The sequence below is a fragment of the Xanthomonas hawaiiensis genome (genome assembly GCF_031834635.1).
In the GTDB taxonomy this organism is placed as follows: Bacteria; Pseudomonadota; Gammaproteobacteria; order Xanthomonadales; family Xanthomonadaceae; genus Xanthomonas_A; species Xanthomonas_A sacchari.
The window spans coordinates 2,633,368-2,660,297 of the sequence record NZ_CP115873.1 but is presented as its reverse complement, the minus strand read 5'-3'; the positions used below and the strand labels follow the sequence as shown (position 1 = coordinate 2,660,297).

Below are 26,930 nucleotides of genomic sequence, written 5' to 3'. Positions count from 1 at the left end.
TCCGTCCTGGCGACGGAGGCCGTGCGGCGGCACACGGCCGCGTCGGCTGGTGCATTCTTTCCCTTCCTCACGCATCCCCCATCCCATGACCGAGCAGACCCCCGCGCCGTCCCTTCCCGTCGACGAGAACAGCCTCATCGCCGAACGGCGCGCCAAACTCGCCGCGCTGCGCGCGCAGGGCGTGGCCTATCCGAACGATTTCCGCCGCAGCGACTTCGCCGGCGATCTGCAGGCCGAGTTCGCCGACACCGAGCGCTGGACCGCCGAGGCGCTGGAGGCCCAGGGCCGCAGCCTGCGCCTGGCCGGGCGCCTGCTGGCCAAGCGGGTGATGGGCAAGGCCAGCTTCGTGCAACTGCAGGACGAGTCCGGGCGCATCCAGCTGTTCCTGCAGGCCAACGCCCTGGGCGAGGCCTACGACGCCTTCAAGGGCTGGGACATCGGCGACATCATCGGCGTGGAAGGCGGGCTGACCCGCACCAAGACCGGCGAGCTGTCGGTCAAGGCCACCGGCCTGCGCCTGCTGACCAAGGCGCTGCGGCCGCTGCCGGACAAGTGGCACGGCCTGTCCGACGTGGAGCAGCGCTACCGCCAGCGCTACGTCGACCTGATCGTGTCGCCGGAGGCGCGCGAGGTGTTCGTCAAGCGCTCCAAGATCATCCGCGCCATGCGCGCCTGGCTGGACGCGCGCCGCTTCCTGGAAGTGGAGACGCCGATGATGCACTACATCCCCGGCGGCGCCACGGCCAAGCCGTTCACCACCCACCACAACGCGCTGGACCTGGACCTGTACCTGCGGGTGGCCCCGGAACTGTACCTGAAGCGCCTGGTGGTCGGCGGCCTGGAACGGGTCTACGAAATCAACCGCAATTTCCGCAACGAAGGCGTCAGTACCCGGCACAATCCGGAATTCACCATGATGGAGCTGTACGAGGCCTACGCCACGTACCACGAGGTGATGGACCTGACCGAGAACGTCATCCGCGACGTCGCCCGCGAGGTGCTGGGCACCACCCAGGTCCACTGGGACGGCGCCGACATCGACCTGGCGCCGGCGTTCCGCCGCTGGCGCATGGACGAGGCGGTGCGCCACCACAACCCGGAGATCAGTGCCGCCGACTGCACCGACCGCGAGGCCCTGCTGCGCCACTGCGAGCGGCTGAAGATCCGCACCAAGCCGTCCTACGGCTGGGGCAAGCTGCTGCTGGAGATCTTCGAGGCCACGGTCGAGCACACCCTGATCCAGCCCACCTTCATCACCGACCACCCGGTCGAGGTGTCGCCGCTGGCCCGCTCCAGCGACACCGAGCCGGGCTACACCGACCGCTTCGAGCTGTTCATCAACGGCAAGGAAATCGCCAACGGCTTCTCCGAGCTCAACGACCCGGAAGACCAGGCGGCGCGGTTCCAGGCCCAGGTGGCGGCGAAGGAGGGGGGCGACGACGAGGCCATGCATTTCGACGCCGACTACATCCGGGCGCTGGAAGTGGGGCTGCCGCCGACCGGCGGCCTGGGCATCGGCATCGACCGGCTGGTAATGTTGCTCACCGGCAGCAGCTCGATCCGTGACGTGCTGCTGTTTCCGTATATGCGTCCGGAGGCTTAACCTAGCCGCGGACGAGGTGGTGCGGTTCTTGCACTAGGCGTTGCACGCAAAAGGAAGTGAGGTGGACGCGCCGGGTGAACCCGCGCCGGTGCGTTCCCGTTGTCGTCTCAGCAGCCCGCGCAGATGCGACGGGCGGAGGATTGCAGATGCATGATGCCAGCATGAGCCTCTCCGGCGCGTCCTCGAACGGGGACCGTCTCCACTGGGCGGACGGAAGCGACAATCGTTTGAACATCGTCATCGTCGACGATCAGACCTCCGCGCGCACGATGCTGCGGCATGTCATCGAGGACATCGCCCCGGAACTGACCGTACGCGACTTCGGCGACTCGCAGGCCGCGCTGGCCTGGTGCGAAGCGGGCAAGGTCGATCTGCTGTTGCTCGACTACCGCATGCCGGGCATGGACGGGCTGGAGTTCGCGCGGCGCCTGCGCCGGCTGCCCAAGCACCGCGACATCCCCATCATCCTGATCACCGTGGTCGGCGACGAGCCAATCCGCCAGGCCGCGCTGGAAGCGGGGGTGATCGACTTCCTGGTCAAGCCGATCCGCCCGCGCGAGCTGCGCGCGCGCTGCCACAACCTGCTGCAGCTGCGGTTGCAGAGCGAGAACATCAAGCAGCGCGCGATGTCGCTGGAGCAGCGCCTGCTGGCCAGCATGCGCGAGGTCGAGGAACGCGAGCGCGAGACCCTGTCGCGGCTGGCCCGGGCCATCGAGTACCGCGACGTCGGCACCAGCGCCTACCTGGAGCGGATGGCGCACGTGGCCGGGCTGATCGCCGAGCAACTGGGCCTGTCCGAGGACGAGGTGCGGGTCATCGAGATGGCGGCGAGCCTGCACGACATGGGCAAGATCGCCATTCCCGACGCGGTGCTGCTCAAGCCGGGCAAGCTCAGCGAGGACGAGATGGCGGTGATGCGCATGCACCCGCGCATCGGCTACGAACTGCTCAGCGGCAGCCAGAACCGCTTCATCCAGGTCGGCGCGCTGATCGCGCTGCGCCACCATGAGCGCTACGACGGCAGCGGCTACCCGGACGGCCTGGTCGGCGAAGCGATTCCGCTGGAAGCGCGGATCGTGGCGGTCGCCGACGTGTTCGACGCGCTGATCTCGCCGCGGCCCTACAAGGAAGCCTGGACCATGGATGCGACCCTGGCCTATCTCTACGCCCAGCGCGGCCGCCTGTTCGACCCGCGCTGCGTGGACGCGCTGTTCCGCGGCCGCGAGCAGCTGCAGGTGATCTGCGAAAAGTTCTCCACCGCCTCGGCGAGACCGGGAGTCTGACATGATCTCGGCGATCAGCTGGGTGCGGCAACGGTTCGCGGAGCGCAAGGACACCGAGCACGGCCAGGCGTTCGTCCGCATCTGCATGGTCGCGCTGATCCTGGCCTACGAACTGGCGTTCTCGCAGGGCTGGGACATCGCCCCGCGGCAGCGCGCCTACGTCATCGGCCTGACCCTGATCTCGCAGGCGGTGGCCCTGGCCCTGATGACCTGGATCGTGCTCCGGCCGCAGCGCTCGGACGTGCGCCGGATCATCGGCATGGTGGCCGACTACGGGCTGATGTCGATGGCGATGAGCGCGATCGGCGAACCGATGGCCTGCATCTACGTGGTCATCATGTGGGTCACCATCGGCAACGGCCTGCGTTACGGCAACCGCTATCTGTATCTGGCCGTGGCGATGGCGGTGGCCAGTTTCAGCATCACGCTGATGACCAGCGACTACTGGATCGCCAATCGTGGCCTGGGCATCGGCCTGCTGGTCGGCCTGGCCGCCATCCCGCTGTACCTGTCGGGACTGTTGCGGCAACTGACCAGCACCACCGCCGAGGCGCGCCGCGCCAGCGAGGCCAAGAGCCGTTTCCTGGCCAACATGAGCCACGAGTTCCGCACCCCGTTGAACGGCCTGTCCGGCATGACCGAGGTGCTGGCGACCACGCGCCTAGACGCCGAGCAGCGCGAGTGCGTCAACACCATCCAGGCGTCCGCGCGCAGCCTGCTGTCGCTGGTCGAGGAAGTGCTGGACATTTCCGCGATCGAGGCCGGCAAGCTGCGGCTCGACAAGCGCGATTTCTCGCTGCGCGAAACCCTGGAAGGGATCAGCCTGATCCTGCAGCCGCAGGCGCGCGCCAAGCTGCTGACCTACCAGGTGGATGTCGCCCCGGACGTGCCGGACTACCTCTCCGGCGACCCGGGCCATCTGCGCCAGGTACTGCTGAACCTGGCCGGCAATGCCATCAAGTTCACCGAGACCGGCCGGGTCGACATCCGCGTACGCCTGCACAAGAACGAGCAGGGGCAGCCGACGCGCCTGAGTTTCGACATCGTCGATACCGGCATCGGGGTGACGCCGGACATGCGGCCGCGCCTGTTCGAGGCGTTCGAGCAGGCCGACGTCGGCCTGTCGCGCCGCTACGAAGGCAGCGGCCTCGGCACCACGATCGCCAAGGGCCTGGTCGAGGCGATGGGAGGCAGCATCGGCTACCAGGAGAACGCGCCGCGCGGCAGCCATTTCTGGTTCGAACTGCCGTTCGTGGCCGCGGCGGTGCCGGCGTCGGCGGACCTCGGTGCGCAGCAGACCAGCGTACCGGCCGCGGCCGAGGAGTTCGATACCAGCGGCAACGTCATCGCCTTCTCCGATCCGTTCCTGCGCCACCGCGCGCGGGTGCGCGGCATGCGCATCCTGGTCGCCGACGATCACGCCGCCAACCGCATGGTGCTGCAGCGCATGCTGCAGAAGGCCGGCCATCGCGCCATCTGCGTCGACGGCGCGGAGGCGGTGCTGGACGCGCTGGCCGAGACCGAATTCGACGCGGTGATCGTCGACCTGCACATGCCCGGCATGAGCGGCCTGGACATGCTGCGGCAGTTGCGGGTGATGCAGGCCGGCGGACCGCGCACGCCGGTGGTGGTGCTCAGCGCCGATGTCACCCCCGAATCGATCCAGCGCTGCGAGCAGGCCGGCGCCAGGACCTTCCTGGCCAAGCCGGTGGTGGCCAACCGCCTGCTGGACACGCTCTCGGACATCGCGATGGAAGGGCGCTTGCGTGTCGGCAACGACACGACCGTGCGGCAGATACCGGTGTCGAGCGAAGGGGTGCTGGATGCGTCGGTCCTGGACGAACTCGCCGGGCTCGGCATGGGCGATGGCTTCGAGCGCGAGTTCATCTCGCAATGTCTCAACGATGCCGAGGGCTGCCTCGGCGGCATGCAGATCGCCGGCGAAGCCGAGCATTGGGAGCGCCTGCGCGAACACGCGCATGCGATCAAGGGCGTCGCCAGCAACCTCGGCCTGATACGGCTCGCCAGCCTCGGCGGCGAGCTGATGCAGATGCCGGAATGGCAGGTGCGCAGCGAGTGGCGGCAGCGCTTGATGGCGCTCAACGCCAGCCTGACCGAGGGCCGCGAAGCCCTGGAATTGCGCGCCCGGCACAGCGCCGTGCAGGACGGCGAACTGCGCTGAGGAAAGCCCGGCGCGGGGCCGGGTCATCCCTCGCAGCCGGCGGCATGCCGCTCAGGCGGCGACGACGCCGGCTTGCGCGCGCCGGACCTGGGCCCGCACCAGCCGATCCATCGTCCGCAGCGACTTCTCGCCCAGGGCCAGCGCGGCGTCCACCCAGATTTCGGTCACCGTCAGCAGTTCCTCGCGGCTGACCGGCTGCACCACGTTGCGCATCGCGTTCATCGCCAGATGCGCCAGCGGCGCCCGTCGTTGTTGCTGGATCAGGTCGCGCACCGCTTCCTTGCCCTGGCCCTTGGGGACCAGCACGTCGACGATGCCCATGGCGTGCATCTCCTGGCTGCTGAAGACGTGGCCTCCCAGGATCAGCTTCTCCGCGGCATGCGGCGCGATGCGACGGCTGAGGAACGAATACGCGCCCATGCCGGGAAACAGGCCGAACATGATTTCCGGCAGGCCCATGCCGACGTCTTCCTCGGCCACGATCAGGTGACACGACAGCGCCATCTCCAGGCCGCCGCCGAGCGCGTCGCCCTGCAGCAGGGCGATGGTGCGGAAATTGCCGCCGAGCCCCGTGTGGAAGCGGTGGACGCCATCGATGCAGCTCGTCGCGTAGGCCATCAGGCCGGCACGATCGCGGCGGCGGATGTAATGGCCGAACAGTTCCAGGTCCCCGCCCAGGTTGAACGCGCTGCCATCGGAGGCCAGCACCAGGCTGCCCAGCCGCGCCGATGCCGGGGTGCCGGGCTGGCTGATCGCGGCGAGGTAGCCGTGCATCTCGCGCATCAAGGTGGGATGGAAGCAGGGTCGCTGCTTCGCGGCGCCGCCTGCATGCATGTACAGCCAGTGGCTATCGTCGTCGCCGTCGGCATCGATGCGGATGCTGGAGTAGGCGCGGGTACGGGGCAGCGGGTCGATCGTGCTCATGGCGGGCTCTCGGAAAGACGCCCGCGGAGATGGCGTGGCGCAGCGGGCGAGTGCGTTTCCACCCGGCGGATGCTACACCCGGGTGCCGCGGTCGGAACCCGCCCCGCCAGAGCCTGCATGGGCGCCGCGTGGGCGCCCGTCGGACCTGCTTATTGCGGCGGCGGCGCGTCGCGCAGTTCGCGCCGCAGGATCTTGCCGACGTTGGTCTTGGGCAGCTCCTTGCGGAATTCGACGATGCGCGGATGCTTGTAGCCGGTGAGGTTGGCGCGGGCGTGGGCCTTGACCTCGTCGGCGGTCAGGTTGGGGTCCTTCTTCACGATCACCACCTTGACCGCCTCGCCGGATTTCTCGTCCGGCACACCGACCGCGGCCACTTCCAGCACGCCGGGCATCATCGCGATGACGTCCTCGACCTCGTTCGGATACACGTTGAAACCGGACACCAGGATCATGTCCTTCTTGCGGTCGACGATATAGAAGAAGCCCTGCGGATCCATCCGCGCCATGTCGCCGGTGTGCAGCCAGCCGTCGGCGTCGATGGCGCTGGCGGTTTCCTCCGGCCGGCGCCAGTAGCCCTTCATCACCTGCGGCCCGCGGATGCACAGTTCGCCGACCTCGCCATGGGCGAGAATCTGGCCCTGGTCGTCCTTGACGCAGGCGTCGGTGGAGGGGATCGGCAGGCCGATCGCGCCGTTGTATTCGGTCAGGGTCAGCGGATTGATGCAGGCCGCCGGCGAGGTCTCGGTCAGGCCGTAGGCCTCGACCAGGGTGACCCCGGTGACCTGCTTCCAGCGTTCGGCCACCGCGCGTTGCACTGCCATGCCGCCGCCGAGGGTGAACTTCAGCGAGGAGAAATCCACCTTGTCGAAGCCGGGGGTGTTGAGCAGGCCATTGAACAGGGTGTTGACGCCGGTGAAGGCGGTGAAGCGGGTCTTCTGCAGTTCCTTGACGAAGCCCGGCATGTCGCGCGGGTTGCTGATCAGGTGGTTGAGCCCGCCGAGCTTCATGAAGACCAGCCCGTTCGCGGTCAGCGCGAAGATGTGGTACAGCGGCAGCGCGGTGATGATGACTTCCTTGCCTTCCTCCAGCTTGCCGGTCGCCGAGATCCAGGCGCCGGCCTGCAGCATGTTGGCGACCAGGTTGCGGTGGGTCAGCATGGCGCCCTTGGCCACGCCGGTGGTGCCGCCGGTGTACTGCAGGAAGGCGATGTCGTCCGGCGCGATGTCGATCGGCGGCAGCGTGTGCAGGCGACCGAGGGTCAACGCATCGCGGAAGCGGATCGCATTGGGAATGTCGTAGTCCGGCACCAGCTTCTTGACGTACTTCAGGACGAAGTTGACCAGCGGGCCCTTGGGGAAGCCGAGCATGTCGCCCAGGCCGGTGGTGATGACCTGCTTGACCGGGGTGTCGGCGAGCACGTCCTGCACCGTGGTGCCGAAGTTGTCGATCACCACCAGGGCGCTGGCACCGGAGTCGATCAACTGGTGGCGCAGCTCGCGCGGGGTGTACAGCGGGTTGACGTTGACCACGGTCATGCCGGCCAGCAGCACGCCGAAGGTGGCGATGGGGTATTGCAGGCAGTTGGGCATCATCAGGGCGACGCGGTCGCCCTTCTTGAGCTGCAGTTCGCCCAGCAGGTAGCCGGCGAATTGCCGGGCCAGTTCGCCGGCCTCGCGGTAGGTCAGGGTCTTGCCGAAGTTGCTGTAGGCGGGGCGGTCGCCGAACTTGGCCACGGAGCTTTCGAAGACGGCGGCGACGGAGCGGTATTCCTCGACATCGATGTCGGCGCCAACGCCGGCCGGATAACTCTGCAACCACGGACGATCCAGACTCATATTCCCCCTCCAGGAAACGTGTTGATTGGCTCACAACGGACAGTATCCGTCAGAACCGGCAACGGCAGCATACCGTTCCGTAGGGAAAAGGCGAACAGGGGAGAGTGCCGAATGCCTGGTGGACGGGTGCTTTTTGGTGACAGTTCTGCGAGGAATGCCCAAGAGTGATGATCGCCTGGACGCCAGCAACGCTGCTTTTGCCGTTGCACTTGCTGTTGCTGTTGCCGTACCGGGTTCCCTTCCGAAGCGGCGGCCATCGCGGGGAAAAACCCGAAGGGCGGCGCACATGGATGTGCGCCGTCCGCGGCAGGGGCAGGATGCCCCTTCCGCGGATCCCCGTGATGGACGCGGACCCGGAGCGCGCAGCGCGGAGGGCGCGAGGCAGGGTGTGCTTTCTTTTGGTTACTTTTCTTTGCACAAGCAAAGAAAAGTAACTCGCCGCCAGGCGAAAGCCTCTGCTTTCGAGCGTATGCAACCGCTGGTTCGCGCAGAGTCAGAGGCCTGTCAGTGCTCAGCCACTGAGGGTGCACCCACCGAGCGGGCATGCGAACGCGCGAATCGCCGATTCAAGCCCTTAAGGCGCCCCCGCGCTGGCGCGGGGGCCGGGTTTCCGCTGTCGGAAAGCGCAGGGTCGGTCGGCGTGCAGCCCACTGACGCAGCACGTACTGCAGCAGGCCGCCGTGGTGGGCGAGCCGGCGCGCTTGCGAACCACAGGTTCGCGTGCCGGCGCAGCGCCCCCGCGCTGGCGCGGGGGCCGGGTTTCCGCTGTCGGAAAGCGCAGGGTCGGTCAGCGCGCGGCCAACTGACGCAGCACGTACTGCAGCAGGCCGCCGTGGTGGGCGAGCCGGCGCGCTTGCGAACCACGGGTTCGCGTGCCGGCGCAGCGCCCCCGCGCTGGCGCGGGGGCCGGGTTTCCGCTGTCGGAAAGCGCAGGGTCGGTCAGCGTGCAGCCAACTGACGCAGCACGTATTGCAGCAGGCCGCCGTGGCGGAAATACTCCACTTCCTTCGGGGTCAGCAGCATCACCGCCACCTCGAAGGATTGCGCACTGCCGTCGGCCTTGCTGGCGACGACCTTGGCGCGCTTGCTGGCGCCGTCCTGCAGGCCGGTGATCTCGAAGACTTCCGAGCCGTCCAGGCCCAGACTCTGCGCGTTCTGGCCGTCGAGGAACTGCAGCGGCAGTACGCCCATGCCGACCAGGTTGGAGCGGTGGATGCGTTCGAAGCTCTCGGCGATCACCGCTTTGACGCCGAGCAGGTTGGTGCCCTTGGCCGCCCAGTCGCGCGAAGAGCCGGTGCCGTACTCCTTGCCGCCGATCACCACCAGCGGCACGCCGTCGGCCTTGTACTTCATCGCCGCGTCGTAGATCGCCAGCTTTTCCGGCTGGCCGCCACCAGCCGGGTAATACAGGGTGTTGCCGCCTTCCTCGCCGCCGAACATGAGGTTCTTGATGCGGATGTTGGCGAAGGTGCCGCGGACCATCACGTCGTCGTTGCCGCGGCGGCTGCCGTAGCTGTTGAAGTCGGCCGGTTGCACGCCGCGTTCCTGCAGGAAGCGGCCCGCCGGCGAGTCCTTCTTGATGTTGCCGGCCGGGGAAATGTGGTCGGTGGTGATCGAGTCGCCGAACAGGCCCAGCACGCGCGCGCCGTGCACGTCCTCGATGCGGCCGACCTGCATGGTCATGCCGTCGAAGTACGGCGGGTTCTTGATGTAGGTGGAGGCGCCGTCCCAGGCGTACAGTTCGCCATCGGGCGAGGCGATGGTGTTCCAGCGGCTGTCGCCCTTGAACACGTCGGCGTAGTTCTGCTTGAACATCTCCGGGCCGACCGTGGCGGCGATGGTGTCGCCGATTTCCTTGTTGCTCGGCCAGATGTCGCGCAGGTACACCGGCTGGCCGTCGCTGCCGGTGCCGAGCGGGTCGCGGGTCAGGTCGATGTCGGTGGTGCCGGCGATGGCGTAGGCGACCACCAGCGGCGGCGAGGCCAGGTAGTTCATCTTCACCTCCGGATGCACGCGGCCTTCGAAGTTGCGGTTGCCCGACAGCACCGAGGCCACCACCAGGTCGTCCTGGGCGATCGCCGCGGAGACGTCCTCGGGCAGCGGGCCGGAGTTGCCGATGCAGGTGGTGCAGCCATAGCCGACCACGTAGAAGCCGAGCCGTTCCAGGTCGTCCATCACCCCGGCCTTCTTCAGGTAGTCGGTGACCACCAGCGAGCCCGGCCCGAGCGAGGTCTTGACCCACGGCTGCGCCTTCAGGCCCTTGGCCACGGCATTGCGCGCGAGCAGGCCGGCGCCGAGCATCACCGCGGGGTTCGAGGTGTTGGTGCAGGAGGTGATCGCCGCGATCACCACCGCGCCGTCGCGCAGGCGCCAGCCGGCGCCGCTGGCCTCGGCCTGCTGCGCCTGCGCCGCCTGGGCACCGACCGCGGTGCCGCCGCCGCCTTCGTTCTTGAGCCGGTCTTCCTGTTTCGCATCGCCGTGGCGCTTGCTGCGCGCGTCGGCGAACGGCACCAGGCTGTCGCGGAAGTTGCGCTGCATGTCTTCCAGCAGCACGCGGTCCTGCGGGCGCTTGGGGCCGGCCAGCGACGGCTTGACCTCGCCCATGTCCAGTTCCAGCGTCGCGCTGTAGCTGGCATGCGCGCTGTCGGCGTCGTGCCACAGGCCCTGCGCCTTGGCGTAGGCCTCGACCAGCGCGATCTGCTCCTCGCTGCGCCCGGACAGGCGCAGATAGGTCAGCGATTCGGCGTCGATCGGGAAGATGCCGCAGGTGGCGCCGTATTCCGGCGCCATGTTGCCGATGGTGGCGCGGTCGGCCAGCGGCAGGTGCTGCAGGCCGTCGCCGAAGAACTCGACGAACTTGCCGACCACGCCGTGCTTGCGCAGCATCTGCGTCACCGTCAGCACCAGGTCGGTGGCGGTGGCGCCTTCGGGCAGTTTGCCGGTGAGCTTGAAGCCGACCACCTGCGGGATCAGCATCGACGAGGGCTGGCCGAGCATCGCCGCTTCCGCCTCGATGCCGCCCACGCCCCAGCCGAGCACGCCGATGCCGTTGATCATGGTGGTGTGGCTGTCGGTGCCGAACACGGTGTCCGGGTAGGCCAGCGCCTCGCCGTCGCGCTCGCCGGTCATCACCACCCGCGCCAGGTGCTCCAGGTTGACCTGGTGCACGATGCCGGTGTTCGGCGGCACCACCTTGAAGTTGTCGAAGGCCTTCTGGCCCCAGCGCAGGAAGCCGTAGCGTTCCTTGTTGCGCTGGAATTCGATCTTGCCGTTGAGGTCCAGCGCGTCGGGCTTGCCGAACACGTCCACCTGCACCGAGTGGTCGATCACCAGTTCCGAGGGGATCAGCGGGTTGATCTGCTCCGGACGTCCGCCGAGCTTGACCACCGCATCGCGCATCGCCGCCAGGTCGACCACGCAGGGCACGCCGGTGAAGTCCTGCAGCACCACGCGCGCCGGCATGAACGCGATCTCGGTGTCCGGTTCGGCGGTCGGCTGCCATTGCGCCACCGCTTCGATGTGCTCCTTGCCGACGGTCGCACCGCCATCTTCGTGGCGCAGTAGATTCTCCAGCAGGATCTTCAGCGAGTAGGGCAGGCGCGAGATGTCGAAGCGCTGGCCGAGCTTGGGCAGGCTGAAGTAACCGTAGGTCTTGCCGCCGACGTGCAGCTGGCTGCGGGTGGAGAACGAGTCGTTCATGCGGGGGAACTCCTGATTGCGGGTGGCTTGCACTGGCCCGTGTCGCGAGCCTGCTTGCGTGTGCCGGGCCGTTGCGTCGCCGGCGCTGCGTCGCGTGGCGGCGCGGCCGGAAGGCGCGGCGGCCCAAGGCGTCGGGCGGAAGCTTACACGTTCAGATGTAGCGCCCGTGTCACGGTTTGCCGCGCCATTGGCTCATCAGCATCTGCAGGAAACGTTCGGCGCTGGGCGAGAGCAGCGCGCTGCGCCGGCGCACGATGCCGATGGTGCGCGAGACCACCGGATTGCCGATCGGCCGGGTCACCAGGATTGGGTGCTCGCCGTCGGGCGTGGCCATTTTCGGCAGCACCGACACGCCGATGCCGGCCTCGACCATGCCCAGCGAGGTGGACAGGTGGGTCACTTCGTAGTGCCAGCTCAGCTTCAGGTTTTCGCGCGCCAGCGCGCCGTCGAGCAGGGTGCGGTTGCCGCTGGTGCGATGCACGGTGATCAACTGGTACTGGGCGAGGTCGGCCCATTCGATCCGGCGTTTCTTGGCCAATGGATGGTCGCGGCGGCAGGCCAGCACGAAGGGATCTTCGGCGAGCACGTCGAAATCCAGGTTGGGATCGTTGGCGCCCATGAAGTTGATGCCGAATTCGACCTCGCCGCGCTCCACCGCCTGCAGGCCCTCGGTGGCCGGGATGTCGAGGATGCGGAAGCGCACGTGTGGGTGCGCCTCGCGGAAGCGCGCCATCACGCTGGGCAGGAAATAAAACGCCGCGGTCGGCAGGCAGGCGATGGTGACGGTGGCGCCGCGCGCATCGTCGTGGCCGCGCACCGAGAACAGCGAGCCGTCGAACTCCTCGATCATGCGCCGCACCAGTGGCAGCAGGTTCTCGCCGATCGCGGTGGTGGCGACGCTGCGGGTGGTGCGCTCCAACAGCGGCGATCCCACGGCCTGCTCGAGCTTCTGGATGCGCCGGCTCAGCGCCGGTTGCGACATGTGCAGCGCCTCGGCCGCGCGATGGAAGCTGCGCGTCTCGGCCACCAGCAGGAACGCGCGCAGGTCGAGGATTTCGCAATTGATGCTCATGGGTAATCAATCATAGAAAAATTAGCAATTCACAGATCAATCGGGGTCATGCCAGTATCGAATCAGACGAAGATATTCATCTTCATGGCGCATCAATCTACACCATGTCCAACGATCTGCTCGGCATCCCCTGCGTGCTCATGCGCGGCGGCACCTCCAAGGGGCCGTTCTTCTTCGCGCCGGACCTGCCGGCCGATCCGGCCCGGCGCGACCGCCTGCTGCTGGAGGTGATGGGCGCTGGTCATCCGCTGCAGATCGACGGCATCGGCGGCGGCAACGCGCTGACCAGCAAGGTCGCCATCGTCGACCGCTCCAGCCGCGCCGACGCCGACGTGGACTATCTGTTCGCGCAGGTGCGGGTCGAGCAGCAGGTGGTGGACACCTCGCCCAACTGCGGCAACATGCTGGCGGCGGTGGCGCCGTACGCGATCGAGCGCGGTCTGGTGCAGGCGCAGCATCCGCGCACGCAGGTGCGCATCCACAACGTCAACACCGGCAAGCTGATCGTGGCCACGGTGGAAACGCCGCATGGCCGGGTGGTGTACCGTGGCGACACGCGCATCGCCGGGGCGCCCGGCGCGGCGGCGCCGATCTGGCTGTCGTTCCTGGACGCGGCCGGTGCGCGCACCGGCAAGTTGTTGCCGAGCGGGCAGGCGCAGGACACCATCGACGGCGTCGTGACGAGTCTGGTGGATTGCGCCATGCCGATGATGTTGCTGCGCGCCGCCGATCTCGGCGTGCGCGGCGATGCCTCGCCTGCCGAGCTGAATGCCGATGCCGCGCTGCTGGCGCGGTTGGAGGCGCTGCGGATCGAGGCCGGCGCGCGCATGGGCATCGCCGATGCCGGCAGCAAGGTGATTCCCAAGCCGGTGTTGCTGTCGGCGCCGCAGCACGGTGGCGACCTGCAGGTGCGCTATTTCATGCCGCAGCAGTGCCACACCGCGCTGGCCATCACTGGCGCGGTCGGCATTGCCACCGCCGCGGCCACGCCGGGCACCCTGGCGAATGCCTTCGTCGGCGATGCGGCGCTGCCGCGCCACGTCGTCCTGGAACATCCGAGCGGCGCCCTGGAGGTGGGATTGAGCCGCACCGTGGCCGATGCGCCGATCGTCGCCAGCGTGGTGCGTACCGCCCGCCGGCTGTTCGAAGGGCGGGTCTTCGCGACCTCGCCCGTGTCCACCGAGGCCCGCCAATGGATCTCCGCGGCATGACATGACCTGAACCGGCCGGGCGCCTGCATGCACGCAAGGCATCCGCGACCGACAACGCACACGCTTCAATCCTGGGAGGGATCGATGTTGTCCAGAACGTTCTTCACCGCGGCGCTCGCCGCGGCCGGCCTGCTGCTCCTCACCGCCTGCGGCAAGGGCGGCGGCGATGCGGCGACCGCCGACGCCACGCCCGTGCGCATCAGCGTCGGGTCCTACAATCTCAACAACCTGCCGTTCTTCATCGCCGACGCCAACGGTTACTTCGACCAGGTCGGGGTCAAGGTCAAGACCGAGAACTTCGCCCAGGGCGGCTCCAAGGTGCTGCAGGCGCTGGTGGCCAACTCCACCGACGTGGCGGTGGGCTTCTATGACCACACCATCCAGATGCAGTCCAAGCGCAAGGACGTGGTCGCCTTCGTGCTGCTCTCGCGCAACTCCGGGCTGGTGCTGGCCGGGCGCAACGACACCGCCTTCGATCCGGCCAAGCCGCAGACCATCAAGGGCCTGAAGGTCGGCATCACCGCACCGGGGTCCTCGTCCGACTTCTTCGTGCGCCATTACCTCTCGCGCAACGGCATCGCCGAGAGCGCGGTGTCGCTGATCGGCGTCGGCTCCGGTGCGGCCGCGGTGGCGGCGCTGGAGCAGGGCAAGATCGACCTGCTGGTCAACTACGACCCGGCGGCGACCCTGATCAGCGAGCGCAGGATCGGCAGGATCCTGATCGATGCGCGCAGCGATGCCGGTGCGCGCCAGGTCTACGGCGGGCTGTACCCGACCTCGGTGATGTACGCCAACCGCAGCTTCCTGGAGCAGCGGCCGCAGGATGCGGAGAAGATCGTGCGCGCCGAGCAGATGGCGCTGCGCTTCATCGCCGACCACTCCGCCGAGGAGATCGTCGCGGCCTTGCCCGACGCCTACGTTTCCGGCGACCGCGCCACCTATGCGCGGGCGGTGGAGAACGCGCGTGCCATCTTCACCCGCGACGGCCGCTTCGTCGCCGCCGACCTGGAAACGCCGTTGACCGTGCTGCGCGAGTTCAACAAGGACGTGGCGCGCGCGGACATCGATCTGTCCAAGACCTACACCAACGCTTTCGTCGACCGCGCCAGCGGTGCGGGGAAGGCGGCCCAACCGTGAGCGGAGGAACCATGGCACGCAACGCCACCGTACAGCGCCTCAACGGCGCGCCGCACCTTGATCCGGCGCAGACGATGGTCGCGATCAACAACGTCACCATGTCCTTCGGCGACTTCACCGCCGTGCGCGACGTGGACATCCAGGTCGCCGATGGCGAATTCCTCGCCATCGTCGGCCCCACCGGCTGCGGCAAGAGCACCATCCTCAACTCGGTGGCCGGCCTGCTGTCGCCGTCCGTGGGCCAGGTGGTCATCGACGGCCATCCTGTGGCCGGCGTGCAGGAAGCGGTCGGCTACCTGTTCCAGCAGGATGCGCTGCTGCCGTGGAAGACCGCCTTCCAGAACGTGGAACTGGGCCTGCGCTTCCGCGGTGTGGCCGAGGCCGAGCGCAAGCAGCGCGCCAATGCGTGGCTGGCCAAGGTCGGCCTGGCCGGCTTCGAGCACCGCTACCCGCACCAGCTCTCCGGCGGCCAGCGCAAGCGCGTGCAGATGGCGCAGGCGCTGATCGTGGAGCCGAAGGTGATCCTGATGGACGAACCGTTCTCGGCGCTGGACATCCATACCCGCCACCTGATGCAGAACGAACTGCTGCGACTGTGGCAGGAGCAGCGCCGCTCGGTGATCCTGATCACCCACGACCTGGAGGAGGCGATCGCGCTGGGCGACCGCGTGGTGGTGCTGTCGTCCGGCCCCGCCAGCCGCGTGGTGCGCAGTTTCGACGTGGACCTGCCGCGACCGCGCAACGTCGCCGAGATCAAGCTCGACACGCATTTTACCGACCTGTACCGCGACATCTGGGCCTGCCTGCGCGGCGAAGTGGAGAAGAGCTATGCACGCCAAGACTGACAAACTCATCCAGCTCGCGCTGATCGTGATCGTGTTCGGCGGCTGGGAAGGTGGCATCGCCCTTGGCCTGATCGATCCGTTCTTCTTCCCGGCGCCGACCGCGATCGTGCAACAGGCCTGGACCTGGCTGTCGGACACCGGGTTCTACCAGCACGTCTACATCACCCTGACCGAGACCGCGCTCGGCTACGTCATCGGCACCGCCCTTGGCGTGGCCGGCGGCGTGTGGCTGGGCCTGAGCCGGCGCTCGGCGCGGATCCTGGATCCCTTCATCAAGGGCTTCAATGCGATCCCGCGCGTGGTGCTGGCGCCGATCTTCGTGCTGTGGCTGGGCCTGGGCCTGTGGTCGAAGGTGGCGCTGGCGGTGACCCTGGTGTTCTTCACCACGTTCTTCAATGCCATGCAGGGCGTGCGCGAGGTCAATCCGGTGGTGCTGGCGAATGCACGCATCCTCGGCGCCAACCGGCGCGACCTGCTGCGCCATGTGTACTTCCCGGCCGCGGCAAGCTGGATCCTGTCGTCGCTGCGCACCTCGGTCGGCTTTGCCGTGGTCGGCGCGATCATCGGCGAATACCTCGGCGCTTCTGCCGGCCTGGGCTACCTGATCGCGCAGGCCGAGGGCAACTTCAATGCGGTGGGCGTGTTCGCCGGCATCATCATCCTGGCCGCCTTCGTGCTGCTCATCGATGCACTGCTGGACGTGATCGAGAACCGCCTGATCACCTGGCGCCCGAACGCGCAGAACCAGGCGACCAGCTGACCGGCGCAGGCACGCCGCCGGTCTGGCCGGCGGCGCGCTGAGGACGCTTCCTTCTTCGCACCATTGCAACGGGCCAGCGCCGGGCCAGGCGCCCGGCTGGCCGGAGAGACCCCGAATGCATTCACATCCCGTGCTGCCCCGCGCAGCGCTGACGCTCGCGCTCGGCCTGCTGCTGGGCGACGCCGCCGCGCAGACCATGTCCACCCCGCCAGCGACACTCAGCCAGGCCGAACTGACCGCACTGGTGCGGCAACAGGCGCAGCAGATCCAGCAATTGCAGGCGCGGCTCGACGCACTGCAGGCTCCAGTCGTGCCGACGCCAGCGCCAGCCGCCGCTGCGCCGGCAACCGCCGCGCCGGCGCTGGAAGGCCGCGTCGCCGCGCTCGAATCGGCCCAGGCCAGGGCGCCAAAGGTGTCGTGGTCGAAGGGCGCGCCGGAATTCGCCAGCGCCGACGGCAATGTCGTGTTCCGCCCGCGCGGCCGCCTGTTCGTCGATGCGTCCAGCACCGATGGCTCCGCCGCCAGCCAGCGCAACCTGTCCGGCACCGAGATCCGCTCGGTGCGGCTGGGTGCCGAAGGCCGCTACGGCGCGCTCGGCTGGGTGGTGGAGGGCGACTTTGCCGACAACGCCGTCGCCTGGAAATCGGTATACGCCAGCGTCGACCATCGCCTGTTCGGCCTGCCGGCCGAATTGAGCGTGGGCAATCGCCTGAACGATCGCGGCATCGACGGCGCCAGCAGCACCTCCAACACCCCGTTCCAGGACCGCAACGTGGTCGGCACGCTGATCCTGCCGCAGCGCGGCCTGTTCGGCGTCGGCCTGACCGAGCGCGTCTACGGACGCGACTGGCACGCCAGCCTGTCGGTGGCGGGCAACGACCTCAACAACGCCGGTGACGACAACGACAGCCTGACCTGGGCGGCGCGCGCGCACTGGAATCCGCTGGTCGGCAAGGCCGCGACCGTGCACCTGGGCGCCTGGGCCTTCCACGAGGAGATCGCCGCCGGTGCCAGCGGCGTGCTGCGCAGTTCGGCGATCGCCGGGCACTTCAACGACCAGGTCCGGATCGCGCCGGGAACGCTGCTGGGTGCGGAGCGCAGCGATGCCTACGGCGCGGAACTGGCGGGGCTCTTCGGCCCGGCCTGGGCTAGCGGCGAGTGGGGCACGCGCAACCTGCGCGGGCGCGGTGCGGCCGGCGGCTACGATCTCGATCACCAGGCCTGGGCCGTGTCGGCCGGCTGGTTCCTGGCCGGCGCGCGGCCCGCGTACGCCAGCAAGACCGGAACCTGGGGTCGGGTCAAGGTCGCCGACCCGGTCACCGCCGGCGGCGCCGGCGCCTGGGAACTCAAGCTGCGCTACGAGGACGTGGACTACGCCGAGTTGCCGGGCGGCGGCCGCGGCCAGGCCTGGACGCTCGGGACCAACTGGTACCTCAACGATGTCAGCCGGCTGATGCTCGACGTGATCCGCTGGCAGACCGACAACCGCAGCGGCGCGGTGCAGGGCAGGGACCAGGGCACGACGTTCAATACCCGCCTGCAGGTGGCGTTCTGAGCGACTGACTGAGGGCCGGGCGGCCGCGCATGCGCATGGTCCCCCGGCCCGCACCGAACGCATACGGTCCACAGGCGTCGCAGCATCGTTCGGACGCGGGAACGCACGCCGGCGCCTGACTGGGCGCTGTGCGGCCTGCGCGGCAGGGCATCCGCCGCTGGCGGTATGACGGCCGAAGTATGTATAATCCGTGCATACCGAACCGGGCCTACACCGATGGAAGCCACTGTCGCCGAACGCGGTCAGATCACCCTGCCCAAGGCCGTGCGCGATGCCCTGGGCCTGAGCAAGGGCACCATCCTGAAAGTGGAATTGGACGGCGGCCGCATCATCCTGCGCAAGAGCGTGGACGATGCCATCTCGCGCGCCCGCGGCCGCTTCAAGCTCGACGGCTTCGCCAGCACCGACGAGGCGATGCGCGCGATCCGCGGCCGCGCCCCGGGCGATCCGTTCGAACCCGAACCCGACGCTGGCGCATGATCGCCATCGACTCCTCCGTGCTGGTGGACCTGCTGGCCGATGGCCCGCAGGCCGACGCCGCCGAAGCCTGCCTGCGCCAGTGCCTGAGCACCGGCCCGGTGGTGGTCTGCGACATCGTCCTGGCCGAGGTGTGCAGCGCGCTGCGCGACGGCGCCGAGGCCTTGTCGGTGCTGGAGGACATGAGCATCCGCTTCAGCGCGCTGGAGGCCAAGTCGGCCTTGCGCGCCGGCGAGATGCAGCGCCGCTTCCGCGCCCGCGGCGGCAAGCGCGAGCGGGTGGTGGCCGATTTCCTGATCGGTGCGCATGCGCTGCTGCAATGCGATGGCCTGATCACCCGCGACGACGGTTTTTTCCGCGATTACTTCAAGGGCCTGAAGATCATCGTGCCCAAGCCCGCCGGCTGACGCCGCGCAACCGCTACCGCTCATCCCCACCGTTTTTTCCCGGAGAACCCGCATGTTGGAAGCCTACCGCCACCACGTTGCAGAGCGCGCCGCGCTCGGAATCCCGCCGCTGCCGCTGAGCGCGCAGCAGACCGCGCAGGTCATCGAACTGCTCAAGAATCCGCCGGCCGGCGAGGAGCAGTTCCTGGTCGAACTGCTGAGCCACCGCGTACCCGCCGGCGTCGACGATGCCGCCAAGGTCAAGGCTTCGTACCTGGCCGCGGTCGCCTTCGGCAGCGAGAAGACTCCGCTGATCTCGCCCACCCACGCCACCGAACTGCTGGGCACCATGCTCGGCGGCTACAACATCCATCCGCTGGTCGAGCTGCTGGACAACGCCGAGCTGGGCGCGGTCGCCGCCGAAGGCCTCAAGCACACCCTGCTGATCTTCGACGCCTTCCACGACGTGCAGGAGAAGGCCGAGGCCGGCAACGCGCACGCCAAGGCGGTGCTGCAGAGCTGGGCCGAGGCCGAGTGGTTCACCAGCAAGCCGGAAGTGCCGCAGAGCCTGACCATCACCGTGTTCAAGGTGCCGGGCGAGACCAACACCGACGACCTGTCGCCGGCGCCGGACGCCACCACGCGCCCGGACATCCCGCTGCACGCGCTGGCGATGCTCAAGAACAAGCGCGACGGCGCCCCGTTCGAGCCGGAAGAGGACGGCAAGCGCGGCCCGATCCAGGCCATCGCCGACCTCAAGGCCAAGGGCCATCTGGTCGCCTACGTGGGCGACGTGGTCGGCACCGGTTCCTCGCGCAAGTCGGCGACCAATTCGGTGCTGTGGTGGACCGGCGAGGACATCCCGTACATCCCCAACAAGCGCTTCGGCGGCGTGTGCCTGGGCTCGAAGATCGCCCCGATCTTCTACAACACCATGGAAGATGCCGGCGCCCTGCCGATCGAGCTGGACGTGTCGCAGATGGAGCACGGCGACGTGGTCGAGCTGCGTCCGTACGAGGGCAAGGCGCTGAAGAACGGGCAGGTGATCGCCGAGTTCGCGATGAAGTCGGACGTGCTGTTCGACGAGGTGCGCGCCGGTGGCCGCATCCCGCTGATCGTCGGCCGCGGCCTCACCGCCAAGGCGCGCGAGTTCCTGGGCCTGCCGGCCTCGACCCTGTTCCGCCTGCCGATGGACCCGCCGGACACCGGCAAGGGCTTCTCGCTGGCGCAGAAGATGGTCGGCCGCGCCTGCGGCCTGCCGGAAGGCCAGGGCATGCGCCCGGGCACCTACTGCGAGCCGAAGATGACCTCGGTGGGCTCGCAGGACACCACCGGCCCGATGACCCGCGACGAACTGAAGGACCTGGCCTGCCTGGGCTTCTCCGCCGACCTGGTGATGCAGTCGTTCTGCCACACCGCGGCGTACCCGAAGCCGGTGGACGTCAAGACCCACCACACCCTGCCGGAGTTCATCTCCACCCGCGGCGGCGTGTCGCTGCGTCCGGGCGACGGCGTGATCCACAGCTGGCTCAACCGCATGCTGCTGCCCGATACCGTCGGCACCGGCGGCGACTCGCACACCCGCTTCCCGATCGGCATCTCGTTCCCGGCCGGTTCCGGCCTGGTGGCCTTCGCCGCCGCCACCGGCGTCATGCCGCTGGATATGCCCGAGAGCGTGCTGGTGCGCTTCAAGGGGCAGATGCAGCCGGGCGTGACCCTGCGCGATCTGGTCAACGCGATCCCGCTGTACGCGATCAAGCAGGGCCTGCTGACCGTGGCCAAGCAGGGCAAGAAGAACATCTTCTCCGGCCGCATCCTGGAAATCGAAGGCCTGCCGGAACTGAAGGTGGAGCAGGCGTTCGAACTGTCCGACGCGTCCGCCGAGCGTTCGGCCGCCGGCTGCACGGTGCGCCTGAACAAGGAACCGATCGTCGAGTACCTGACCAGCAACATCACCCTGCTGAAGTGGATGATCGCCGAAGGCTATGCCGACGCGCGTTCGCTGGCGCGGCGGATCAAGAAGATGGAGGAGTGGCTGGCCGACCCGCAACTGCTCGAGCCCGATGCCGACGCCGAGTACGCGGCGGTGATCGAGATCGACCTGGCCGACATCCACGAGCCGATCGTGGCCTGCCCGAACGATCCGGACGACGTGAAGACCCTGTCCGACGTGGCCGGCGCGGCGATCGACGAAGTGTTCATCGGTTCGTGCATGACCAACATCGGCCACTTCCGCGCCGCGGCCAAGCTGCTGGAAGGCAAGCGCGACATCCCGACCCGCCTGTGGGTCGCGCCGCCGACCAAGATGGACGCCTCGGAGCTGACCAAGGAAGGCCACTACGGCACCTTCGGCGCCGCCGGCGCGCGCATGGAAATGCCGGGCTGCTCGCTGTGCATGGGCAACCAGGCGCAGGCGCGCGAGGGCGCCACGGTGTTCTCGACCTCCACCCGCAACTTCCCCAACCGCCTGGGCCGCAACACCAACGTGTACCTGGGCTCGGCGGAACTGGCGGCGATCTGCTCGCGCCTGGGCCGGATCCCGACCAAGGAGGAGTACATGGCCGACGTGGGCGTGATCAAGACCAGTGGCGAGCAGATCTATCGCTACATGAACTTCGATCAGATCCAGGACTACCAGGACGTGGCCGCCACGGTCGCGGCCTGATCGCCCTGGCGATGCGCTGACGCGACGGTGCCGCGCATGCGGCACCGTCGCAACGAAGAAGCCCGGCATTGCCGGGCTTTTTCGTGGGTGGTACCTGCGATGCGCAGGACGGTGGGTTCGCTGCTCGCTTGCGCCTAGGCCGGCGGCGCGGACGCACGCCCGTGCAGCCAGTGTTCCAGCGCCGCGGCCGGCAGCGCCGGCGCGAACAGGAAGCCTTGCAGCACGCGGCAGCCCAGCCGCGCCAGGAACGCGCGTTGCGCTTCGGTTTCCACGCCCTCGGCGACGGTATGCAGGCCCAGGGTCTCGCCGATGCGCAGCACCGAGGTGGTCAGGGTCCGCGAGGTCTGGCAGTGCGCCAGGTCGCTGACGAAGCTCATGTCCAGCTTCAGCTCGTTGACCGGCAACTGGTGCAGATGGCTGAGGCTGGAGTAGCCGGTGCCGAAGTCGTCCAGCGACAGCAGCACGCCGCTAGCCTGCAACTGGCGCAGGTTGGCCAGCACCGCGTTGGGGTTGGAGAGCATGACGCTCTCGGTCATCTCCAGGGCCAGGTCGGCCGGTTGCAGGCCGGAGGCGGCGAGCAGGCCCTCCACCCGTGCCGGCAGCTGCGGATCGGCGAAATTGTTGGCCGACAGGTTCACCGCCACGCGTGGCACCGGTACGCCGCGCAGGCGCCAGTCGGCCATCTGCCGGCAGGCCTCGCGCAGCACCCAGTGCCCGAGTTCGTCGATCAGTCCGCATTCCTCGGCCATCGGCACGAACCGCGCCGGCGAGATCGCACCGAGGTTGGGATGGTCCCAGCGCAGCAGCGCTTCCACGCCGTACAGCGCATGCGGCGCCTGGCTCTCTAGTTGCGGCTGGTAGTGCAGTTGCAGCCTGTCGCGATGCAGGGCCTCGCGCAGCGCGGTCTCCATCGCCACGCGTTCCTGCGCCATGCGGTTCATGTCGGAACTGAAATAGCACACGCTGTGACCGCCCTCGTGCTTGGCCCGGAACATGGCCAGATCGGCATGGCGCAGCAGGGTCTCGATGTCGGTGCCGTCCTCGGGGAACATCGCCACGCCGATGCTGGCGCTGGGATGCAGGGTCATCTGGCCCACCACCACCGGTTCGGCCAGCGCCAGCAGCAGGCGTTCGGCGACGCCGGCGGCGTGCTCGGCGCTGCAGTGCGGCAGCATCAGCACGAATTCGTCGCCGGCCTGGCGGCCGACCAGGTCGGTCACGCCCAGGGTGTCGCAGATGCGCCGGGCGATGTCGCGCAACAGGCCGTCGCCGGCGGCATGGCCCTGGGTTTCGTTGACGCGCTTGAAGCGGTCGATGTCCACGAACAGGATCGCGACCGGTGTGCCCTGGTGCTCGGCGGCGGCCAGCGCCTGCTCGGCACGGGCGCTGAACATCACCCGGTTGGGCAGGCCGGTGAGCGAATCGTAGAAGGCGAGTTGGTGGACGCGTGCCCTGGTCTGCTCGCGTTCCAGCGCCAGCGCGCACAGATGCACGCACAGTTCGATCAGGCGCAGGTGCCAGGCCAATGGCTCGCGCACCTGCCGGTAGCACAGCGCGAAGCTGCCGAGGACGCGGCCGCTGCTGGACTTGATCGGGGTGGCCACGCAGGTGCCCAACTGCACATGCTCCACCAGCCCCATGTAGTTGGCGAACAGCGGGTCGGTGCGCGGGTCGAGCACCAGCACCTGCTTGCCGCGCCAGATCGAGGTGGCGAGGGCGCCGGCGCGCGGCCCGGCGTGCATGTTGCTCATGGTCTCGCCGAACCGCGCCGGCATGCTCGGCGCCGCCAGCGGCTGCAGGCAGCCGCTGCCGTCGACACTCACGATCGCGGCCATCAGCTCTGGCGCGATGCGCTCGACCTCCTTGCAGATCAGCGTGGCGACCTCGATCAGCGGCTGTTCGCGGACCAGCGCCTCCAGCACGTTCTTGTGCAGCACCTCGTGCATCTTGCTCTGGGTGATGTCGGTGAACGAGAGGATGTAGTGCTGTTGGCTGCCGTCCTCGCCGGCGATGGGCGTGGCGACCAGGGTGGCCCACAGCGGGGTGCCGTCCTTGCGGTAGGCCAGGATGTCGGCCTGGTGGCCGACACCGGCGCGCACGCGCTCGCGGGTGTGCTGCACGGTCTGCATGTCGGTGCTGGGACCGGTCAGTACGCTGCTGGGCAGATGTCCCAGCACTTCGCTCTCGGCATAGCCGAACAGCTGGCTGAAGCCCGCGTTGACGTAGAGGATGTTCAACTGCGGATCGCAGACGATGATGGCGGCGTCGCTGGAGTCCAGCGCCAGCGACAGCAGCCGCATCCTCGCATCGCGCGCGCGCTGGGCGCTGATGTCGCGGACGAACAGCACCTGCAGTTGGCTGTAGTGCTGCGGGGCTCGCGCTGCGCTCACCGCCAGCCAGCGCGCCGCGCCCTCGTAGTCGTGCGTCAGCAGTTCGTAGCTGCCGCTGCCGCTGTCGTGCAGGCAATGCGCAAGGAAGTCGTCGCGCACCTCGGCATCGGCCAGTTCGCCCAGCGGCCGTCCCAGCACCTGCGTGCGGGGACGGTTCCACAGCGCTTCGGCGGTGTGGTTGAAGGCGACCACGCGCCCCTGCGGATCGACGATCAGCACGCCTTCGGGCGCGTATTGCAGGCACAGCAGCAGATCCAGTTCGGATCGGGCCGAGGCGACCCGCGCCGCCTCCACGCTGGGGTCGCTGGGCACGCTCGATGTGACGAGGCGGCGGCCCGGCATGGTCTCAGCGGGCCTGCACGGACAGCGCGATCAGGCGCTCGGCGATCTTGTCCAGCGGCAACACTTCCTGCGCCGCGCCCATGCGGAAGGCGGTGCCGGGCATGCCCCAGACCACACTGGTGGCCTCGTCCTGGACCAGGGTGCTGGCGCCGGCCTGCAGCATTTCCAGCAGGCCGCGCGCGCCGTCGTCGCCCATGCCGGTCAGGATCGCGCCGATGGCGTTGGCGCCGGCATTGCGCGCCACCGACTGGAACAGCACATCCACCGCCGGCTTGTGCCGGTTGACCGGCGGGCCGTCGTCGATCTTGCAGCGCCAGCGCGCGCCATCGCGGATCACCTGCAGGTGCTTGCCGCCCGGCGGCAGGTAGGCGTGGCCGGGCAGGATCGCTTCGCCCTCGGTGGCCTCGCGCACGGCCATCGCCGAGTGCCGGTTGAGGCGGTCGGCGAAGGCGGTACTGAAGCCGGCCGGCAGGTGCTGGGTCATCACCACCGCCGGGGCGTCGGCCGGCATGCCTTCCAGCACCACGCGCAGCGCCTCGGTGCCGCCGGCGGACGCGCCGATCGCGATCAGCCGGTCGGTGGTGCGGAACTTCAGCGAGGACACCGCGGCGGGCGTGGCGGTGGCGCCGGCCGGTTTCGGCGCGGCCGGCCGGTCCAGCGCGCGGACCTTGGCCTTGGCCGCGTTCTTGACCTTGGTGACGATCTCTTCGGCGTAGCCCTCCAGCCCGCGGGCCACGTCGAGCTTGGGCTTGGAGACGAAATCGACCGCGCCCAGCGACAGCGCCTGCAGCGTGGTGTCGGCGCCGCGCTCGGTGAGCGAGGAGATCATCACCACCGGCGTGGGCCGCAGCCGCATCAGGTTTTCCAGGAACGCCAGGCCGTCCATGCGCGGCATTTCCACGTCCAGGGTGATCACGTCCGGATTCAGGCGCTTGATCTTCTCGCGCGCCAGCAGCGGATCGGCAGCCGAGCCGACCACTTCGATGCCGGGGGCGCCGGACAGGATCTCGGTGAGGATCTGCCGCACGACTGCGGAGTCGTCGACGATCAGCACGCGGCAAGGGGCTTCCAGGCTCATTCGAACAACTCCACGGCGCCGGTGACGGGGGCTTTGGTGAGACGGGCGCGCACCGCCGACTCGGCCGCGGCGATTTCGGCCTCCTCGTGCGCATGCGGCAGGCGCTGCACGACCACGCGGCCGGTGCCGGGGAAGAACCAGATCTTGCGCGGATGGATGCCGCGCAGGTCCTCGGCCACCACCGGGATCTGCTCGGCCTTGAGGTAGTTCAGCACGAAGTCGGCATTGCGCGTGCCGACCGGGTTGTTGGTGAACCCCTTGAGCACGTTGCCGCCGCCGAACACCTTGGCTTCCAGGCGGTTGCGGGCGGCGCCGCGCTTGAGCAGGTCGTTGATCAGCACTTCCATCGCGTAGCTGCCGTAGCGCGCCGGCGCGCCGTCGCCGCTCTGGCCGTCGGGCAGCATGAAGTGGTTCATGCCGCCGATCTTCAGCAGCGGGTCGCGGATGCAGGCGGCCACGCACGACCCCAGGATCGTGGTCAGCGCGGTGTCGTCGTCCACCACCAGGTACTGGGTCGGCAGCAGCTTGGCCGCCGTCGTCTGGAAGCGCGTATCGTGATAGCGCATCACCTGGTCTGTAGCCATGGCGGCGGGGCTCATGCGCGATCCTTTTGCGCCCGGCGGTACAGCGTGCGGCCACAGGGCTGGATCAGGTCGGCCGCATGCAGATAGTTTTCCGAATGGCCGGTGTAGAGCATGCCGTCGTCGTCCAGGTGCGGAATCAGCCGCGACAGGATGCCGCGCTGGGTCGGCTTGTCGAAATAGATCATCACGTTGCGGCAGAACAGCGCCAGGTACGGGCCGGCCACGTCGTAGCGCGGCTCCAGCAGGTTGAGCTGGCGGAACTCGAGCAGGTCGCGCAGCGCCGGCAGCACCCGGCACTGGCCTTCGTTGGCGCCGCTGCCGCGCTGGAAGTACTTGCGCTTGAGGGCGGGGTCGAGGCTGGCGACGCGCTCCAGCGCGTACACACCGCGCGAGGCGGTGGCCAGCACCTGGGTGTCGACATCGGTGGCCAGGATCCGCACCGGCGGGGTCAGCGTGCCGAACGCCTCGCAGGCGGTGATCGCCAGCGAGTAGGGCTCCTCGCCGGTGGACGAGGCGCAGGACCAGATCTTCAGCGGCGCGGCGCCGGAATGCTTCTGCAGCTCCTCGCGCAGCCGCTCGAAATGGTGCGGCTCGCGGAAGAACGAGGTCAGGTTGGTGGTCAGCGCGTTGGTGAACGCCTCCCATTCGTCGCCGCCGTCGCGCTCCAGCCAGTCCAGGTAGTCGCGGAACGAGCGCAGCCCCAGCACGCGCAGGCGCCGCGACAGCCGGCCGTAGACCATGTCGCGCTTGGCCGGGGCCAGGGCGATGCCGGCCTTCTGGTAGATGAGGTCGCAGACCCGCTTGAAATCGCGGTCGCTGAAGTCGAAATCGCGATTGTCGGAACCGGAGGAGGGCGAAGCGGGAGTCTGGATGGCCATGGTGCGCAGCGATGGTCGGTCAAT

19 protein-coding genes are annotated in these 26,930 nt (G+C 68.5%); 11 read left to right on the top strand and 8 right to left on the bottom strand.

Going from position 1 to position 26,930, the window contains the following annotated elements:
• The first annotated feature begins 85 nt into the window (after window positions 1-85).
• From lysS to PG878_RS11385, 3 genes are all read left to right on the top strand, one after another.
• On the top strand, window positions 86-1,603 hold the full coding sequence (lysS, locus tag PG878_RS11395; RefSeq protein WP_043091939.1) for a lysine--tRNA ligase: 1,518 nt from the start codon (window positions 86-88) through the stop codon (window positions 1,601-1,603).
• Window positions 1,604-1,749: 146 nt separating this feature from the next.
• Window positions 1,750-2,886, top strand: coding sequence for a cyclic di-GMP phosphodiesterase response regulator RpfG (rpfG, locus tag PG878_RS11390; protein WP_209029182.1), 1,137 nt, complete (start codon window positions 1,750-1,752; stop codon window positions 2,884-2,886).
• Between the two features lies 1 nt (window position 2,887).
• Entirely contained in the window at window positions 2,888-5,068 is a 2,181-nt protein-coding gene (locus PG878_RS11385; protein ID WP_209029183.1) for an ATP-binding protein, read from the top strand.
• 51 nt (window positions 5,069-5,119) lie between these two features.
• On the opposite strand, the gene PG878_RS11380 is transcribed toward PG878_RS11385, so the two are convergent.
• The 4 genes from PG878_RS11380 to PG878_RS11365 form a co-directional block, all read right to left on the bottom strand.
• Complete coding sequence (locus tag PG878_RS11380) at window positions 5,120-5,992, bottom strand: crotonase/enoyl-CoA hydratase family protein (RefSeq protein ID WP_209029184.1); 873 nt, start codon at window positions 5,990-5,992, stop codon at window positions 5,120-5,122.
• A 149-nt stretch (window positions 5,993-6,141) separates the two neighbouring features.
• Window positions 6,142-7,827, bottom strand: coding sequence for a fatty acyl-CoA ligase RpfB (gene rpfB / locus PG878_RS11375; RefSeq protein WP_209029185.1), 1,686 nt, complete (start codon window positions 7,825-7,827; stop codon window positions 6,142-6,144).
• 939 nt (window positions 7,828-8,766) lie between these two features.
• Window positions 8,767-11,526: an aconitate hydratase AcnA gene (gene acnA, locus PG878_RS11370; protein ID WP_209029186.1), complete on the bottom strand. Its 2,760-nt coding sequence runs from the start codon at window positions 11,524-11,526 to the stop codon at window positions 8,767-8,769.
• Between the two features lie 169 nt (window positions 11,527-11,695).
• Window positions 11,696-12,598, bottom strand: a complete 903-nt coding sequence (locus PG878_RS11365; protein ID WP_209029187.1) for a LysR family transcriptional regulator — start codon at window positions 12,596-12,598, stop codon at window positions 11,696-11,698.
• 104 nt (window positions 12,599-12,702) lie between these two features.
• Here PG878_RS11365 and PG878_RS11360 point away from each other — a divergent pair, with 104 nt between their 5' ends.
• The 8 genes from PG878_RS11360 (at window position 12,703) to acnB (ending at window position 21,634) form a co-directional block, all read left to right on the top strand.
• Window positions 12,703-13,809 carry a 4-oxalomesaconate tautomerase gene (locus tag PG878_RS11360; protein WP_209029188.1) on the top strand — a complete coding sequence of 369 codons (1,107 nt, stop codon included), beginning with the start codon at window positions 12,703-12,705 and terminating at the stop codon, window positions 13,807-13,809.
• 84 nt (window positions 13,810-13,893) lie between these two features.
• Window positions 13,894-14,946, top strand: coding sequence for an ABC transporter substrate-binding protein (locus tag PG878_RS11355; RefSeq protein WP_209029189.1), 1,053 nt, complete (start codon window positions 13,894-13,896; stop codon window positions 14,944-14,946).
• Window positions 14,947-14,957: 11 nt separating this feature from the next.
• A complete protein-coding gene (locus tag PG878_RS11350; protein WP_209029190.1) occupies window positions 14,958-15,791 on the top strand; it encodes an ABC transporter ATP-binding protein in 834 nt (277 codons plus the stop codon).
• Window positions 15,775-16,551, top strand: a complete 777-nt coding sequence (locus PG878_RS11345) for an ABC transporter permease (RefSeq protein WP_209029191.1) — start codon at window positions 15,775-15,777, stop codon at window positions 16,549-16,551. The genes PG878_RS11350 and PG878_RS11345 overlap by 17 nt, the downstream gene beginning before the upstream one ends.
• Before the next feature lie 115 nt (window positions 16,552-16,666).
• Window positions 16,667-18,106, top strand: coding sequence for an OprO/OprP family phosphate-selective porin (locus tag PG878_RS11340; RefSeq protein WP_209029192.1), 1,440 nt, complete (start codon window positions 16,667-16,669; stop codon window positions 18,104-18,106).
• 216 nt (window positions 18,107-18,322) lie between these two features.
• Entirely contained in the window at window positions 18,323-18,586 is a 264-nt protein-coding gene (locus PG878_RS11335) for an AbrB/MazE/SpoVT family DNA-binding domain-containing protein (protein ID WP_010343322.1), read from the top strand.
• On the top strand, window positions 18,583-18,990 hold the full coding sequence (locus PG878_RS11330; RefSeq protein ID WP_010343321.1) for a type II toxin-antitoxin system VapC family toxin: 408 nt from the start codon (window positions 18,583-18,585) through the stop codon (window positions 18,988-18,990). The genes PG878_RS11335 and PG878_RS11330 overlap by 4 nt, the downstream gene beginning before the upstream one ends.
• A gap of 52 nt (window positions 18,991-19,042) precedes the next feature.
• A complete protein-coding gene (gene acnB / locus PG878_RS11325) occupies window positions 19,043-21,634 on the top strand; it encodes a bifunctional aconitate hydratase 2/2-methylisocitrate dehydratase (protein ID WP_209029193.1) in 2,592 nt (863 codons plus the stop codon).
• Between the two features lie 134 nt (window positions 21,635-21,768).
• Here the strand turns inward: acnB and PG878_RS11320 are convergent, their stop codons facing one another.
• The 4 genes from PG878_RS11320 to PG878_RS11305 are packed head-to-tail and all read right to left on the bottom strand — an operon-like array spanning window position 21,769 to window position 26,906.
• A complete protein-coding gene (locus PG878_RS11320; protein WP_209029194.1) occupies window positions 21,769-24,366 on the bottom strand; it encodes a bifunctional diguanylate cyclase/phosphodiesterase in 2,598 nt (865 codons plus the stop codon).
• Between the two features lie 4 nt (window positions 24,367-24,370).
• The gene (locus PG878_RS11315) at window positions 24,371-25,444 is read right to left on the bottom strand and encodes a protein-glutamate methylesterase/protein-glutamine glutaminase (protein WP_041500147.1); all 1,074 of its coding nucleotides are present in this window, start codon (window positions 25,442-25,444) and stop codon (window positions 24,371-24,373) included.
• Window positions 25,441-26,043 carry a chemoreceptor glutamine deamidase CheD gene (gene cheD, locus PG878_RS11310; RefSeq protein ID WP_425611744.1) on the bottom strand — a complete coding sequence of 201 codons (603 nt, stop codon included), beginning with the start codon at window positions 26,041-26,043 and terminating at the stop codon, window positions 25,441-25,443. Before cheD ends, PG878_RS11315 begins: the two co-directional genes overlap by 4 nt.
• Window positions 26,040-26,906: a CheR family methyltransferase gene (locus PG878_RS11305; RefSeq protein ID WP_017917563.1), complete on the bottom strand. Its 867-nt coding sequence runs from the start codon at window positions 26,904-26,906 to the stop codon at window positions 26,040-26,042. The genes cheD and PG878_RS11305 overlap by 4 nt, the downstream gene beginning before the upstream one ends.
• Between the last annotated feature and the right edge of the window lie 24 nt (window positions 26,907-26,930).